Below are 14,912 nucleotides of genomic sequence, written 5' to 3'. Positions count from 1 at the left end.
GCGGCATCGCTTCGGCGTCGGATAATGCGGCAGAAACAAAAGGTCCGCCGGCAGACTGTAACGGCATCGCGGGGTACCCTACATGCTCTTTGCTCTCGATTTCTTCATGCGAAGAATAGCGCAGGGTCTCATCATCGTTCTCCTCGTGGCACTGCTCATCTTCACCTTGTTGAGGGTGGTGCCGGGAGACCCCGTGCGCATCATGCTGGGGCCGATGGTGTCGCCATCGGTCGCAGAACAGACGGCCAAGGAAATGGGGCTGCGCGACCCGGTCCTCGTGCAGTTCGGCCGCTATGTCGGGCAGATCGCCCAGGGCGATTTCGGGCGTTCTTTCGTGCGCAGCGCCCAGGGCGCCAGCACCGGCGGCACCCGCGCCGCCGATACGTTCAACGCCGCCAACCGGGCGTCGGTCATCGGGCTCATCGCGACGGCAGTGCCCTACAGCCTGCTGCTCGCCGGCCTTGCCTTCGTCTTCGCGCTGGCGCTGGCGGTGCCGATCGGCATCTATGCGGGGCTGCGGTCGGGCAAGTGGCCGGATCGCTTCGCGCTCTACCTGAGCTCGATCTTCGTCTCGCTGCCCAATATCTGGCTGGCGCTGGTGCTGATCTTCCTCGTCTCGGCGAAGGCAGGCTGGCTGCCGGCCATCGGCTACAAGGGCTTCAGCTACGCCATATTGCCGGCGATCGTGCTGGCCGTGGAACTCGCGCCGGTCTTCATCCGCTCGATCGCGGTGTCGGTCAGCGGCAACCTGATGGAGGCCTATGTCTCGGTCGGCCAGATCCGTGGCCTGTCACGGTCGCGCATGATCGTCTTCCACGTCTTCCGCAATTCGCTGATCCCGCTTCTCAACACGCTCGGCATCCAGGCCGTCGGCGTGCTGCTCGGCAGCCTGTTCCTCATCGAATACGTGTTCAACTTCCCCGGCGTGGGCCTCTTGATGATCAACGCGGTGTTCCAGCGCGATTTCCCGATCATCCAGGCGATTTCCATCCTCGCCTGCGTGGTTCTCGTCGTCGTCAACATCCTCGTCGACTTCGCCGCCACCACCATTGACAGAAGGCTGCAGTACTGATGGCTATCGGAACGGATATCGATCCCGCCGGAAGGGCCGTCGCAAGAAAGCGCGGCCCCGGCACCAGCCTCTTCGCAAAGGCATGGCGCACCGCCGATTTCAAGATCGGCTTCGCCATCGTGCTCGGGCTGCTGCTCCTGTCGGTGATCGGCCCCTATCTCCTCAACCTGTCGCCGACGCAGTTCAACGTCAGCAAGAAGTTCCTCGAACCCGGGCTTCTCGACGGCGCGAACATGCCCTACCTCTTCGGCACGGACCAGCTCGGGCGCGACCTGTTCTCGCGCTCGCTGATCGGCCTGCGCAACGCGCTGTTCATCGGCGTCGTCAGCGTTATCGGCATGTTCATCGTCGGCTCGGCGATCGGCATGATCGCCGGTTATGTCGGCGGATGGGTCGGCCTGGTGCTGATGCGGCTCACCGATGCGCAGATGTCGATCCCCGTGGTCATCCTGGCGATCACCATTCTCGGCGTCACGCGGCCGACGCCGCTGACCATCATCCTCGTCTTCATCCTCGCCGGCTGGCCCGCCTATGCCCGTGTCGCCCGCAGCGTCACGCTGTCAGAGCGGCGGCGGGAATATGTGCGGGCGGCCAAGATCCTCGGCGCGTCCGACCTCCGGATTCTGCTCGTGCACATCGCGCCGAACATCCTGCCGCCGATCGCCTTCGTCGCTGTGCTGGATGTGGCGAAGATGATGATCTTCGAGGCGGCGCTCGGCTTCATCGGCATCGGCGTGCAGCCGCCGACGCCCACCTTCGGCACGATCATCGCCGACGGCACGAAATACCTCATGAACGCCTGGTGGATCACCACCGTGCCCGGCCTGCTGCTGGCCCTCTCGCTGTGCGGCATCAACTTCATGGGTGGTGCACTGGAACGTTCGCGCAACAAGATTCTGCAGGGGGTCGAATGAACACGTCCTCGAAAATCCTGGATGTCCAGGGCCTTTCCGTCGATCTGCTTCTGGGCTCCGGCGCAAGGCGGCCGGTGCTCCGGGACGTTTCCCTCAGCATCGAGGAAAACCGCGTGCTCGGCATCATCGGCGAAAGCGGCTCCGGCAAGACCGTGCTGTCGCGCGCGCTGATCAACTGGGTCGCCAGGCCGCTGGAGATCACCGGCGGCAAGATCCTCTATCGCGGCGAAGATCTCGTCACGCTGCCGCAGCGGCAGATGCAGGCGCTGCGCGGCCGCAAGATCGCCTATATCGGCTCCGATCCCGGCAGCGCGCTCGACCCGACCATCCCGATCGGCCACCAGATCGTGGAGAAGCTGAAAGCCGTCGAGCCCGGCATCAGCACGGCCGACGCCGCGCGCCGGGTCGTGCGCACGCTCGATGCGGTGCGGATCCCCTCGGCGGCGCAGCGCTTCCAGGAATTCCCGTTCCAGTTCTCGGGCGGCATGATGCAGCGCGTGATGATCGTCGATGCGCTCGTCACCCAGCCGGACCTGCTGGTGGCCGACAACATCACCCAGCCGCTCGACGTGACGGTGGCGGCGCAGATCCTGCGCCTGCTGAAGGATCTCCAGCGCGATTTCAACACGGCGATCCTCTTCGTCTCGTCCTCGCTCGGCACCCTGCACGACATCGCCGACGAGGTGCTGGTCCTGTCCGCCGGCCAGGTGGTCGAGCACCAGCCTTTCGAGGACCTGCTGAGCGCGCCAAAACATCCCTATACGGCGAACCTCATCTCGGACCTGCCGAAAATCTGGGAGGCAGACACGCGCAACACCGGCGCCTCGATCGCCGACAAGATTTTCGACAGCGAGGTGGTGCTGTCCGTGCGCGACATCAGCCGCGTCTACAGCACCAAGGACCCGACGAAACTGTTCGGCAAGCAGCATGTGCATGCCGTGCGCGGCGTGTCCTTCGATGTGCACAAGGGCGACAGCCTCGGCATCGTCGGGGAATCCGGTTGCGGCAAGTCTTCGCTCTCGCGGCTGCTCAGCCTGCTGGAACTGCCCAATACCGGGCAGATCCTGTTCAAGGGCAAGGATATCGCGCGGCTCAATGCCAAGGGCCAGCTCGACCTGCGCAAGCGCTTCCAGCTTCTGCTGCAGGACCCGTTCAACGCCATCCCGCCGCATTTCACCATCGGCCGCACGATCGCCGAACCTTTGAGGATCCACGGCATGGCGGGCAGCGCGATCCGGCCGAAGGTCGAGCAGGTCATGCAGGAAATCGGCCTGTCGCTCGACCTGCACGACAAGCTGCCGGTGGGGCTCAGCGCCGGCCAGCGCCAGCGGGTGAACATAGCGCGCGCCATGGTGCTCGATCCGGAACTGCTGATCCTCGACGAGACGCTGTCTGCGCTCGACCAGGTGGAGCAGACCAAGTTGCTTGCACTCTTCGAGAAATTGCAGCGCGAGCGCGGCATCACGCTCCTCTATATTTCGCACGATCTCGGCATGGTGCGGCGGGTCTGCAACCGCGTCGCGGTGATGTATCTCGGCCGCGTCGTCGAGCTTTCCGACAACCAGACGACCTTCTTCAATCCCGGCCATCCCTATACGCGCGCGCTCCTCAGCGCCGTGCCGTCGATCGAGGCGCGGCCCTACGACCCGGAAAAATACCTTCTCGAAGGCGAGCCGCCGAACCCGATCAACATCCCGCCGGGATGCAGCTTCCGGACGCGCTGTCCCTTCGCGATCGAGAAATGCGCAACCATCGATCCGGCGCTGACACCGCGGGCCGGGGAAGCCTTCGCCGCCTGTCACCTGGCGAAAATCGTCGAAGCGGCGTGACGGAAAATCCAGAAGTCTAGAGCGCCAGAGGTCTACAGCGAATGAGTGGCTTGAAAGAATTTGATTATATCGTGGTGGGATCGGGCAGCGCCGGTTGCCCGCTGACCGCCCGGCTTCTCGAAAAGAAGAATTCCGTGCTGCTGGTCGAGGCCGGCAAGAAGGAACGCCTGAATCTCACCCATATTCCGGCAGCGCTCGTGCACACGATCGGCAACAAGCGCTACGACTGGGATTTCCAGACCGAGCCGGACCCGACCCGCGACAATCTGGTGGAGAAGTGGCCGCGCGGCCGCGTGCCCGGCGGCTCGTCGGCCATCAACGGCATGATCTTCATCCGCGGCGCGGCGAAGGACTACGACGCCTGGGAAGCCATGGGCAACAAGGGCTGGGGCTGGAATTCGGTGCTGCCCTATTTCCGCAAGATGGAGACCGCCGACAACGACAAGGACAATGCGCTGCGCGGCGGCCTCGGCCCCCAGCGCGTCTCGGCCCTGCGCTGGAAACATCCGGTCTCCGAGGCCTTCCTCGACAGTTTCGTCAATGCCGGCGTGCCGCTCAACCTAGACCTCAACGGCGCTTCCCATGAAGGCGTCGCCTGGAACCAGGGCTCGACGCGCGAGGGCAAGCGGCACTCGGCCTGGGAGGCCTTCATCAAGCCGAAGCTCGGCAATCCGGATCTCACCTTCATCGACGGCACGATCGTCGAGACCATCCTCTTCGAAGGCCGCCGCGCCGTCGGCATCAGGGCGATCAAGGACGGAACGCGCGTCATCTTCAAGACGCGCAAGGGCGTCGTGCTGTCGGCCGGCTCGATAAACTCGCCGCAGATCCTGATGCTGTCGGGCATCGGCGATCCGGCGCAATTGAAGCGCCACGGCATCGAGCCGATCGTCGAAAGCCCGGATGTCGGGCGCAATCTCATGGAACATCCCGGCCTCTACGTGCTGGCCGAGATGAACGTGACGACGGCCAACAGCCTGGCGACGCCGATCAACGGCGTGAAGACGCTTGCCGAATGGGTTTTCCGGCGCAAGGGCTTCATGAGCGTGCCGACGGCGCAGGTGCTCGCCTTCCTGAAATCCGACCCGTCCTTCGAGGAGCCGGACCTGCAATTCCACCTCTTCCCCTTCGGCTGGGTAAAGAAGAAGGGCCGCTATACGGTTCCGAACCGCAAGCTGACAACCATCCTCGTCAACATCAACCACCCGAAGAGCATGGGCCACCTGGAGCTCCGCTCGAAGGACCCGCTGGCGCCGGTGGCCATCTATCCGCGCCTGCTCGACCACCCGGACGATTTCGACGGCGTGAAACGCGGCCTTGCCTGGGTACGCAAGATCGCCTCGACGGCGCCCTTCGGTTCGCAGGTCATCAACCTCATCGACGTGCCGGACCCGAGCGCGGGCGCGGCGGCCGATGAGGCCTATATCCGCAAATCGACCGTGCCCTTCCTGCATCCGGTGGGCACCTGCCGCATGGGCATCGACGCGCGCGCGGTGCTGACGCCGGACCTCAAGGTCCGCGGCGCCGAGAACCTCTGGGTCGCCGATGCCTCGATCTTCCCGCGCCACATTGCGGGCAACACCAATGCCACATCGATCATGATCGGTGAGAGGGCCTCGGACCTTATAGAACCCTGACAATCTGACCCCACCACAGTCCGGCCACCGGTCCGGACACCGAAATCCTCCACCTTGCCCGCGCCTGCGCGTGGGCGAGACACCCTTCCTATAACTTCGAACAGGCTGAGCGCGACATGGTACATTTCACTGGAAACTTCATTGGCGGCCGTCGACAGGAACCACTGGGCGCGGAGCGCATCGAGGTTCGCTCGCCCTATGACGGCGCGCTGGTCGGCTCGGCGCCGCTGGCCTCGCGGGCGGATGTCGACCTTGCTGTGGCCACGGCCCGCGACGCCTTCGACAAGGGCGCCTGGCCCCGCCTGACGCCGGCCGAGCGCATCGCGGTGCTGCACCGCTTCTTCGATCTCTACGAGGCGAAAGCGGAGGAATTCGCGCAGTTCGTCTCGCGCGAAATGGGCGCGCCGCTCTGGTATACGCGGGCCATCCAGACGCTGATCCGCGACCAGAGCCTCGCCTATTTCAAGGCGGCGGAAGAATACCCCTGGGAGGCGACGCGCGACGGTTTTCCCGAAGCGAAGACCCTCTGGATGCGTGCGCCGGTCGGCGTCGTCGCCGCCGTCATTCCGTGGAATGCGCCGCATCAGGTCGCGCTCGTCAAGCTCTATCCGGCGCTGCTTGCCGGCTGCACGGTCATCCTGAAGCTTGCGCCGGAAACCGCGCTCAGCGGCCAGTTCCTCGGCGAACTCTTTGCCGAAGCCGGCGTGCCGGAGGGCGTGGTTAGCATCCTCGTGGCGGACCGCGAGGTCAGCGAACATCTCGTCAGCCATCCGGGCGTCGACAAGATCGGCTTCACCGGGTCGAGCGCCGTCGGCAAGCGCATCGCGCACATCGCCAGCGACCGGCTCGCCCGCTTCAGCCTGGAGCTCGGCGGCAAGTCGGCGGCGATCGTGCTGCCGGATGCCGATATCGAGAGCACCGTCAGCGCGCTGCGCTACCGCTCCTTCCCCAACAACGGCCAGGTCTGCGTCGCCCAGACGCGCATCCTGGTGTCGGAAGGCCAGCATGATCAGTTCGTCGATGCGCTGGTGGACGAGGTGTCCAAGATGGTCGTCGGCAATCCGTCGGACGAGCAGACCTTCATCGGCCCGGTCGTTTCCGAGCGCCAGCGCAAGCGGGTGGACGACTATATCGCGCTCGGCATCGAGGAGGGCGCTTCGGTGGCGATCGGCGGCCATGGCATGCCCGACGGCATCAACCACGGCTCCTTCATCCGGCCGAGCGTCTTCACCGGCGTGACGAACACCATGCGGATCGCGCGCGAGGAAATCTTCGGCCCGGTCGTCAGTGTCATCCGCTACCGGGACATCGACGAGGCGGTGGAGATCGCCGGCGATTCCGAATACGGCCTCGCCGGTTCCGTCTGGACCCGCGACGTGCCGGCCGCGCTCGACATCGCGCGAAAAGTGCGCACCGGCGGCCTGTCGATCAATGGCGCGGCCGCCGACCTGATGGCGCCCTTCGGCGGCTTCAAGCAGAGCGGCATCGGCCGCGAGTTCGGCGCCGAGGGCATCAACCATTACATTGAGCACAAGACGATCAGCTTCTGACCGCAGCCAGCAAATCCGGAGGTTACGCCCATGCCGCACAGCAAGGACATCGCCCCGATGCTCGAGGAAATCGTGGCGTGGCGGCATGATTTCCATAGGCATCCGGAATTGCAGTACGAGGTGCACCGCACGGCCGGCATCGTCGCCGAGAAGCTGGCCGAATTCGGCTGCGACCAGGTGGTGAGCGGCATCGGGCGGACGGGTGTCGTCGGTCTCATCCATGGCTCGGCCGGCGCCGGCGGACCCGTGATCGGCCTTCGGGCCGACATGGACGCGCTACCGATCATGGAGGAGACCGGCTGCAGCTATGCCTCGCAGACCGCCGGCCTGATGCATGCCTGCGGCCATGACGGGCATACGGCGATGCTGCTCGGTGCCGCGAAATACCTCGCCGCCACGCGGCGTTTTGCGGGAAGCGTCGCGGTGATCTTCCAGCCTGCGGAAGAGGGTGGCGGCGGCGCGAACGAGATGGTGAAGGACGGCCTGCTGGAACGCTTCGGCATCACCCAGGTCTACGGCATGCACAATATGCCGGGCCTTGCCGCCGGCACGTTCGGCATGCGCACCGGCCCCATCATGGCCGCGGCCGACCGTTTCCGCATCGAGATCGACGGCCGCGGCGGCCATGCCGCCCGCCCGCACGATTGCATCGATCCCATTCTCGTCGGCGCGCAGATCGTCAGCGCCGCCCACTCGATCGTCGCGCGCAATGTCGATCCGCTGAACAGCGCCGTCCTCTCCTTCGGCGCCTTCAATGCCGGCTTCACGGACAATGTGATCCCGAACGTCGCCCTGCTGAAGGGCACGGTGCGCACGCTGAACGGGGCGGTGCAGGACCTGATGGAACGGCGGCTCGGCGAGGTGGTCGACCTGACGGCGAGGACCTTCGGGGCCACGGCACGGCTGCACTATCTGCGCGACTACCCGGTGACCGTGAACGCGGACGCCAATGTCGACATCGCCTTTGCCGCCGCCGCCGCGGTGGCGGGCACCGAAAATGTCGATCGCGACGTCGCGCCGATGATGGGCAGCGAGGACTTCGCCTTCATGCTGCAAAAGCGGCCCGGCGCCTACATCTTCCTCGGCCAGGGCAAGACCGCCGGCCTCCACCACCCGAAATACGATTTCAACGACGACGTCATCCCCGCCGGCGTCAGCTACTGGATCGAACTGGTGTCGTTGGCGAATGCGGGCGGGATTTGAGGCCCTATCGGTTTTCGTCTCAAGCCGATCTTCAGCGAAGACGGCCGAGGGACGAAGGCCGAGGCTGGTTTACCGTGGAAGGCGACTTCATGGTGGGGTTCGCCGTCTCCTATTTGACGAAAGCCTTGCCAAGACCCATCGCCCGCTCGACAATCATGATCACGGTCAGCGTCAGCAGGATCAGTAGCGCGGAGGCGGCCGCCACGAGCGGGTCGGCTTGGTTGTACACATAGTTGTAGAGCTCGACCGGAAGCGTACTGATGCGTGGACCGGTGAGAAAGAGCGTGATTACCACTTCATCAAACGAGACAAGAAAGCAAAGAGCGGCGGCCGCAACGATGCCGGGCCTCAGCATCGGCACGGTGACGCGAAAGAACACGGTCAGCGGTTTGGCACCAAGCGTGCGCGCGGCCTCCTCGCAGGCACGGTCCTGGGTGCTGAGCGAAACGGCGAGCACACGCAGGGCATAGGGCAGTGTCACGACAAGATGGGCGAAGACGAGGCCCTGCATTGTCGCCAGCAGCCCGAAGGAGGCGAAGACGATGAGGATGGCGAGGCCGAGCACAATGGTGGGCAGCAGCAATGGCGCGGTGAAGATATTGAAAAGAAGATCCCTCCCTGTGAACTTTAGCCGGGTCATCACCCAGGCGGCCGGTACGGCGATGACAATTGAGAGCGCCGTGACGATCGCCGCCAGCGACAGGCTGGTCCAAAAGGCTTTCAGCATCTGGCTGTTCGCAAAGAGCGCCGAATACCATCGCGTCGACCAGAAGGACGGCGGGAAGCGCAGCACCTGATCGCCGGAGAAGGATAGCGGAAAGACGAGAATGACTGGCGCCAGAAGATAGACGAACAGCACGAAGACGAGGATGCGCATCGGCCAGGAGGTCTTGTGGATTTCCATGATTTTTACCTCCTAGTCGAGACGTCGCAATACGGCGGAGTAAGCCCAAAGTGCGGCGCCGAACACGACGAGCACGAGGATCGAAAGTGTGGAGGCGAGCGGCCAGTTCAGGGTGACGATCGCCTGGTCGTAGATTTCGGTCGCTAGCAGGAAAACCCGCCCACCACCCATCAGCTTTGGTGTGATGAAGGATGAGACGGCGAGCACAAAGCAGAGCAGGCAGCCAAGTGCGATGCCTGGCAGTGTCAGTGGCAGGATGACCTTGCGGAAGGTGCGGGCGGGTGTCGCGCCCAGTGTCCGCGCGGCTTCCTCGACCCGCGGATCAAGCCGGCCGAAGCCGGCCATCAATGCCAGGATCATGTAGGGCATGAGGATCTCGGTAAGGCCGATGAAGACGCCCTTGATGTTGAACATCAGGCTTGGTGCCGGCAGGCCGATTGCTTTTATGGCGCTGACCACCGGGCCGTCGTCGGTCAGGATCGCGATCCATCCATAGGTGCGAACCACGGCGGAGGTCAGCAGCGGCGAGATGACGAGAACGGTAAGGAAGGTTCGCCAAGAGCCGGACGCACGGTGCAGGTAGAGTGCGATCGGGTAGGAGGCGACGAGGGTCGTCAGCGTGATGGCGAGGCTGATCCAGACGGAATTGACGACCAGTTCGAGATAGAAGGGATCGGTGAGCAGGCCCGCCCAGTTCTCCCAGGTGAAGACCTGCTCGATACCGCCGCCGATGCGCGACTTGTTGAAGGAGTACCGTGCGAGGTTCAGCACCGGCAGGATGAAGCCGACGGTATTGATGAGTGCGATCGGGAGGAGCAGGACGACGGCGAGCTGGTCGTCGCGCCAGGTGCGGGGCAGGGCGGCGGCGCTCATTTCTCGCCCGCCGGATAGATGAGTGTATCTTCGGCCGACCAACCGAGCGTGACGCTATCTCCTGTTGTAAGTGGGCTGCGGCCTCGCCGTGTTGCCTCCTCGACGACGATCTCCTCGCCACTGACGCTGACGCCGTACTGCACGAGGTCGCCGACGAAGGTGATGGTTGAAACCGTGCCCTGGACCTTGTTGTCGGCCTCACCCGTCTCCTCAAGGCGGATGCGGTGCGGTCGGACGAGGATGTCGACAGGACCTGCCGGCAGGCGTGTGGCCGAGCGGAGTTGCTGGCCTGCACCCGAGAGCGTGCTCTCCGTTGTGATCATGCCTTTGAGGCGGTTTGTGCGGCCGACGAAATTGGCGACGAAGGCCGTTGCGGGGCGTTCATAGACTTCGGTCGGCGTGCCGAACTGCTCGACATGACCGCCGCGCATGACCACCACGCGGTCGCACATCGATAGCGCCTCGACTTGATCATGTGTGACGAACACGGCGGTGATGCCGCTCTGCTGCTGGAGTGCGCGGATTTGCACGCGCATCTCGTCACGCAGCTTGGCATCGAGGTTGGAAAGCGGCTCGTCGAGCAGCAGGATCGACGGTTCGATGACGAGGGCGCGGGCGAGCGCCACACGCTGCTGCTGGCCGCCCGATAGCTCCTTGGGCTTGCGATGAGCAAGGTGCCCGAGCTGGACCATCTCCAGCGCCTGCGCCGCCCGCTTTTGCGCCTCGCGGGAGGGGACGTTGCGCATCTGCAGCCCGAATTGGACGTTGTGCGATACATTCAGGTGGGGGAAGAGAGCGTAGCTCTGGAAGACCATGCCCATGTCGCGATCATGGATGGGAAGGTGCGTGATGTCGCGCCCTCCCACCATGATATTGCCCCGGGAGGGTTTGTTGAGGCCGGCGATGATCCGGAGTGTCGTCGTCTTTCCACATCCCGAGGGGCCGAGGAAAGCGACCATCTCGCCCTTGCGAACGGAAAGATCGAGCGAAGGGATCACGTTGACGGCGCCGAAGCTGACGCCGATCCCTTCCAGTCTGAGATGCTCGTCGGGAGCGGAAGTCGTGGGCATGAGGAACTCCTGGGGCAATTCCGGCAGGGAGCGAAGCTGTTTCCAGGGGCGGAACTGCGGAAAGACAGAGAGATGAAGCGCTTCCGTGCCCCGAGAGGACGGAAACGCTTCAGGTCGGCATCAGCGGCTGAGCGGAATGACGCGGCGACGCCACTGCTCGGTAATGGCGTCTCGGACCTTTGCGACCTCGAGCCAATTGATGTCGATCATCTTGTCCATGGCGCCTGCAGCCGTGCGCTTCAGTGCCTTTTCCGAGATGAGAGCCGCGGCCTTGGAATTGGTGGGTGCGTAGAACATCTGCTCGGTAAAGGCGGCTTGCGCTTCCGGACTCAGCGCATAATCAATGAATTTCTTCGCGCTCTCGCTCGCGGGCCCGCCCTTGACCAGTCCGATCACGTTGATCTGGAAGCCACTGCCTTCCTCAGGCAGAACCACACCGAGTTTGCCGTCCGAGAGGTCGGCATAGACCTGCGCGCGGGCATTCCAGCCGATCCCGATCGCCGCCGTACCACTGGAAATCGGCTGATAGACATCGGGCCGCGGTTCCCAGGTCTGGACGAGGGGAGCAAGTTCTTCCAGCCGCTTGATGCCGGCCTCGACGCTCTCGATATAGTTCGTGCCGCCGGCCATCTTGTCGGTGATGATGGTCAGTGTCGTGCCCTGGATGTCAGGCACGGCTGGAATGGAGACCTGTTTGGCATATTGCGCGTCCCACAGCGCGGTCCAGGAGGTTGGGGCCTGTTTCACCTTGTCGGTATTGTAGAGCAGGACGAGATTGTCGAAGGTGACACCGACGGCGTTGACGCCTTCATAACGCGCCTGTGGGTAGAGGTCGGCAAGATGCTTCGTGATTGTTTCGTCCATGGGCGCGAAGATGTCTTCGTCGGTCGCGGCCTTGGCGACTGAGACGTCCATGATGGCAATGTCGATCTGCGGCGCGCTTGCCTGTGCGCGCAGTGTGCCAAGCATCTGGGCGGAGTTCGGCATGCCGTAGAATTCCACGGTGATGTCAGGGTTGGCTTTCATGAACGGCTCGACGACAGCCTTCACGTAGTTTTCTTGGAAGATGCCGGAATAGGCGGTCAGAACCACCGTATCGGCCATCGCCACGGATGTGGCGAGAGCCATGGCAAGCGCTGTGAGGCCGGCGCGGGTTGCGTTTTTTACTGCGGTCATGAGTTTTCCTCCGCTCTTGAACCGATTGTTCCCATTTTCTTTATCGCATTGAGCCGCTTCAAGCGGCCGAGGCTTCCACGATTTTCGTGGCGCCGGAAATGTCGGGCAATTTTTCGCCGCTGCGCAGTCGCTCGAGCAGGATGAGCTCGCTTTCCTGCATGCCGATTGCCTTGTCCACCGCCCATTCCGCCCTGGAGGGCTCAAGCACAAGAACGCCGCTCTCGTCCGCAATGATGGCGTCGCCCGGGTTTACTGTCTGGCCACCCACCGACACAGGCACGTTGATTGCTCCTTCAAGGCCAAGAATCTTCGTGGTGATCGGCGAGGGGCCACGGCACCACATCGGTAAGTCGACCCGACGGATCTCGGAAAAGTCCGTTGCCGGGCCGTCGATGACCGCGCCGACAATGCCGCCAAGCTTCATGGAATGGGTCACGACGCCGCCCCAGCAGGCATGCTTGTCGTCGCCGCAACGATCGACGACGATGAAGTCGCCCGGCCGTACCAGTTTGGTGAGGTAGTGCAGGATGGTCGAATCGGCGTGGGGCAGACGCACGGTAACCGCGGTGCCGGCGATGCGTTTTTCGGGCAATACGGCGCGAAGCTCGCGGGTCATGAAGCCGGAATGCAGGAAGTGGCCGACCGTTGCGGTCTCGACCTGCTCCATCTTTCTGATGAGGGCCGGGGCGATTTGCTGCGGCATGGGATTGACGACGAACATGACAGGAATTGCTCCACAAGGCGGCTCCGGGAAAAATGCGCGGCACTTTTGCGTTTGGAACCGCATAAAACAAAGAGAAGGGTTTTCGGCCCCAGAGGGCTGGGATGTCCTAGAGGACGTGGTGCCGGGCGACCGGAACGTCGCGGCGCACGGCGCCGATACGGTTGAGGTCAAGCTTGGCCGTGGCGGCACCAACGCCGTCCGAGCACTGCGCAACCATGTGCCCCCAGGGATCGATGACCATGGAATGGCCCCAGCACCATTTCTTGCCGTCTGCATGGGCGCCGGCCTGACCGACGGCGACAAAGTAGGTCTGCGTTTCGATAGCCCGGGCCCGGGCAAGCACTTCCCAATGGTCCTTGCCGGTCATCAGCGTGAAGGCGGCGGGAAGCACGATGACGTCGGCGCCCCTGTCGCGCAATGCCCGGAAGAGCTCGGGGAAGCGGATGTCATAGCAGATGGCGCAGCCGACGGTCGTGTCGCCGACCTTGTAGGTCACCACGTCCTCACCGCGGCCGATCGTGTCGGATTCTCGGTAGGAGACACCGCCGGGCGTGTCTACGTCGAAGAGGTGGATCTTGCGGTATTTTGCGATCTCGTTGCCTTCGGGACCGAAGACGACCGAGGCATTGTAGTGGTTGTTGCCAGCCTTTTCGACCATCGAGCCGCAATGCAGCGTCACGCTGAGTTCCTTGGCAAGCGCGGCGAAGCGCTGATAGGTGCTGCCTTCCGGGAAGCTTTCGCCGCTGCCGTGCACGGCATCGCGTCCCTCGCCGAGAAAGGCGAAATATTCCGGCAGCACGACGAGGTCTGGCTTCTCTTGGGCCACCACGTCGCGCACCATGCGCTCGGCGTCATCAAGGTTCTTGGCTTTGTCGGAGCCGGAATTCATTTGCACAACACTGATCTTCATCGAAGTCCTCCAAGTCTCAGCGAAGGCATCGTCGAGCCTCATGACGGGAATGACAAACGATAAAGAATTGTCGCTCACGATAGAAAAAACTTGTGGTGATTGCGCTAGGCGGTAATACCTGTTGTGTCGAGCGATGCTTCTCTGGCGATCACCGAAAGCATTGAAGGAATTATATTTTCTGGATCATCCGCATAGACGGCATGGAGCTTGAGGGCGGGGAAGTTCGGCGTGATCGCAAGTTCCTCCAGCGTGCCGTTGGCGATCATAGGTGCCACCATGGGTACAGGCAGCAATGCAATGCCGATGCCGTCCTGGGCGAGCCGCAACATGGCAGAAAGGGAGTTGGAATTGGAAATGACCGGTGGCTGCACACCCAGTTCCTCGAACTGCCGCAGCAGCCAGATATGCGGCACGCTGTTGCGCGAGAAGGTGAGCACCGGATAGGCGGAAAGGTCCTGCAGCCGCAACTCCTGCCCACCGAGCCGGAAGGTGGGGGCCGCGACCCAGGCGCATTCCATCGTGCCGAGGTCAATGTTCTTGAGGCCCGGGGTAAGCACTGGCCCCATCAGCAGTGCGAGATCGAGCCGCCTGTCGCTGATCTCACGGCCGATCGCCAGTGATGTATCCACGTTGAGGTCGAGGCCGAGCGCGGGAAAGCGTTCTTTCACCCGCTCGATGAAGTTCGGCAGCCAGGCATGCACAATGGAATCGATGGTGCCGATTGACACGGTCGCGCGTAGGTTTTGCGGGCTGCCGACCGCAACCTTGAAACTGGTGGCGGCCTTCAACAGCTCTTCGGCGGGCTGCATCGCGCGCTGCCCGATGGTCGATAGCCGCACCCCGCCCGGCACTCGCTCGAAGAGCTCGCAGCCCATCTCCGCTTCGAGGCTCGCGATACGGTTGGAGACGGCGGCCTGAGTTGCGTTCAGCCGGTCGGCTGCGGCCCGGAAGCTTCCGAGCCGTGCAACCCAGACAAATGTTTCGACGAAGCGCAGATTCATTGCCTGTCCATCCCAGGAGTTTCGTGTCCCCTCGATATACACGCTGGTG

At 63.5% G+C, this 14,912-nt stretch carries 13 protein-coding genes; 6 read left to right on the top strand and 7 right to left on the bottom strand.

Translation table 11 applies throughout. The features are described from left to right. Positions 1-82 precede the first annotated feature (82 nt). The 6 genes from K0P03_RS25835 (at position 83) to K0P03_RS25810 (ending at position 8,205) form a co-directional block, all read left to right on the top strand. On the top strand, positions 83-1,072 hold the full coding sequence (locus K0P03_RS25835; RefSeq protein WP_130520143.1) for an ABC transporter permease: 990 nt from the start codon (positions 83-85) through the stop codon (positions 1,070-1,072). Next, positions 1,072-1,986: an ABC transporter permease gene (locus K0P03_RS25830; RefSeq protein WP_272791019.1), complete on the top strand. Its 915-nt coding sequence runs from the start codon at positions 1,072-1,074 to the stop codon at positions 1,984-1,986. Before K0P03_RS25835 ends, K0P03_RS25830 begins: the two co-directional genes overlap by 1 nt. Next, positions 1,983-3,815 (top strand): dipeptide ABC transporter ATP-binding protein, encoded by a 1,833-nt coding sequence (locus K0P03_RS25825; protein WP_272791018.1) that lies wholly within the window; start codon positions 1,983-1,985, stop codon positions 3,813-3,815. The genes K0P03_RS25830 and K0P03_RS25825 overlap by 4 nt, the downstream gene beginning before the upstream one ends. A 50-nt stretch (positions 3,816-3,865) precedes the next feature. Beyond that, complete coding sequence (locus K0P03_RS25820; RefSeq protein ID WP_272791017.1) at positions 3,866-5,452, top strand: GMC family oxidoreductase; 1,587 nt, start codon at positions 3,866-3,868, stop codon at positions 5,450-5,452. Between the two features lie 116 nt (positions 5,453-5,568). Further along, positions 5,569-7,002: an aldehyde dehydrogenase gene (locus K0P03_RS25815; RefSeq protein WP_272791016.1), complete on the top strand. Its 1,434-nt coding sequence runs from the start codon at positions 5,569-5,571 to the stop codon at positions 7,000-7,002. Between the two features lie 30 nt (positions 7,003-7,032). Continuing rightward, on the top strand, positions 7,033-8,205 hold the full coding sequence (locus tag K0P03_RS25810; RefSeq protein WP_272791015.1) for a M20 aminoacylase family protein: 1,173 nt from the start codon (positions 7,033-7,035) through the stop codon (positions 8,203-8,205). A gap of 109 nt (positions 8,206-8,314) precedes the next feature. Here the strand turns inward: K0P03_RS25810 and K0P03_RS25805 are convergent, their stop codons facing one another. From K0P03_RS25805 to K0P03_RS25775, 7 genes are all read right to left on the bottom strand, one after another. Next, a complete protein-coding gene (locus tag K0P03_RS25805) occupies positions 8,315-9,109 on the bottom strand; it encodes an ABC transporter permease (protein WP_023512292.1) in 795 nt (264 codons plus the stop codon). Positions 9,110-9,121: 12 nt separating this feature from the next. After that, the gene (locus K0P03_RS25800; RefSeq protein WP_272791014.1) at positions 9,122-9,982 is read right to left on the bottom strand and encodes an ABC transporter permease; all 861 of its coding nucleotides are present in this window, start codon (positions 9,980-9,982) and stop codon (positions 9,122-9,124) included. After that, positions 9,979-11,052, bottom strand: coding sequence for an ABC transporter ATP-binding protein (locus K0P03_RS25795; protein ID WP_272791013.1), 1,074 nt, complete (start codon positions 11,050-11,052; stop codon positions 9,979-9,981). The genes K0P03_RS25800 and K0P03_RS25795 overlap by 4 nt, the downstream gene beginning before the upstream one ends. A gap of 120 nt (positions 11,053-11,172) precedes the next feature. Next, on the bottom strand, positions 11,173-12,228 hold the full coding sequence (locus tag K0P03_RS25790; RefSeq protein ID WP_272791012.1) for an ABC transporter substrate-binding protein: 1,056 nt from the start codon (positions 12,226-12,228) through the stop codon (positions 11,173-11,175). Positions 12,229-12,286: 58 nt separating this feature from the next. Next, positions 12,287-12,949, bottom strand: coding sequence for an RraA family protein (locus K0P03_RS25785; RefSeq protein ID WP_023513742.1), 663 nt, complete (start codon positions 12,947-12,949; stop codon positions 12,287-12,289). A 109-nt stretch (positions 12,950-13,058) separates the two neighbouring features. Then, positions 13,059-13,862: a carbon-nitrogen hydrolase family protein gene (locus K0P03_RS25780; RefSeq protein ID WP_272791011.1), complete on the bottom strand. Its 804-nt coding sequence runs from the start codon at positions 13,860-13,862 to the stop codon at positions 13,059-13,061. A gap of 104 nt (positions 13,863-13,966) precedes the next feature. Beyond that, positions 13,967-14,863 carry a LysR family transcriptional regulator gene (locus K0P03_RS25775; protein ID WP_024270781.1) on the bottom strand — a complete coding sequence of 299 codons (897 nt, stop codon included), beginning with the start codon at positions 14,861-14,863 and terminating at the stop codon, positions 13,967-13,969. Positions 14,864-14,912 lie beyond the last annotated feature (49 nt).

Origin of the sequence: Shinella sp. HY16, from assembly GCF_028534175.1 — a bacterium.
In the GTDB taxonomy this organism is placed as follows: domain Bacteria; phylum Pseudomonadota; class Alphaproteobacteria; order Rhizobiales; family Rhizobiaceae; genus Shinella.
The sequence above is the reverse complement of the archived record's forward strand: the minus strand, read 5'-3'. Positions and strand labels throughout refer to the sequence as shown.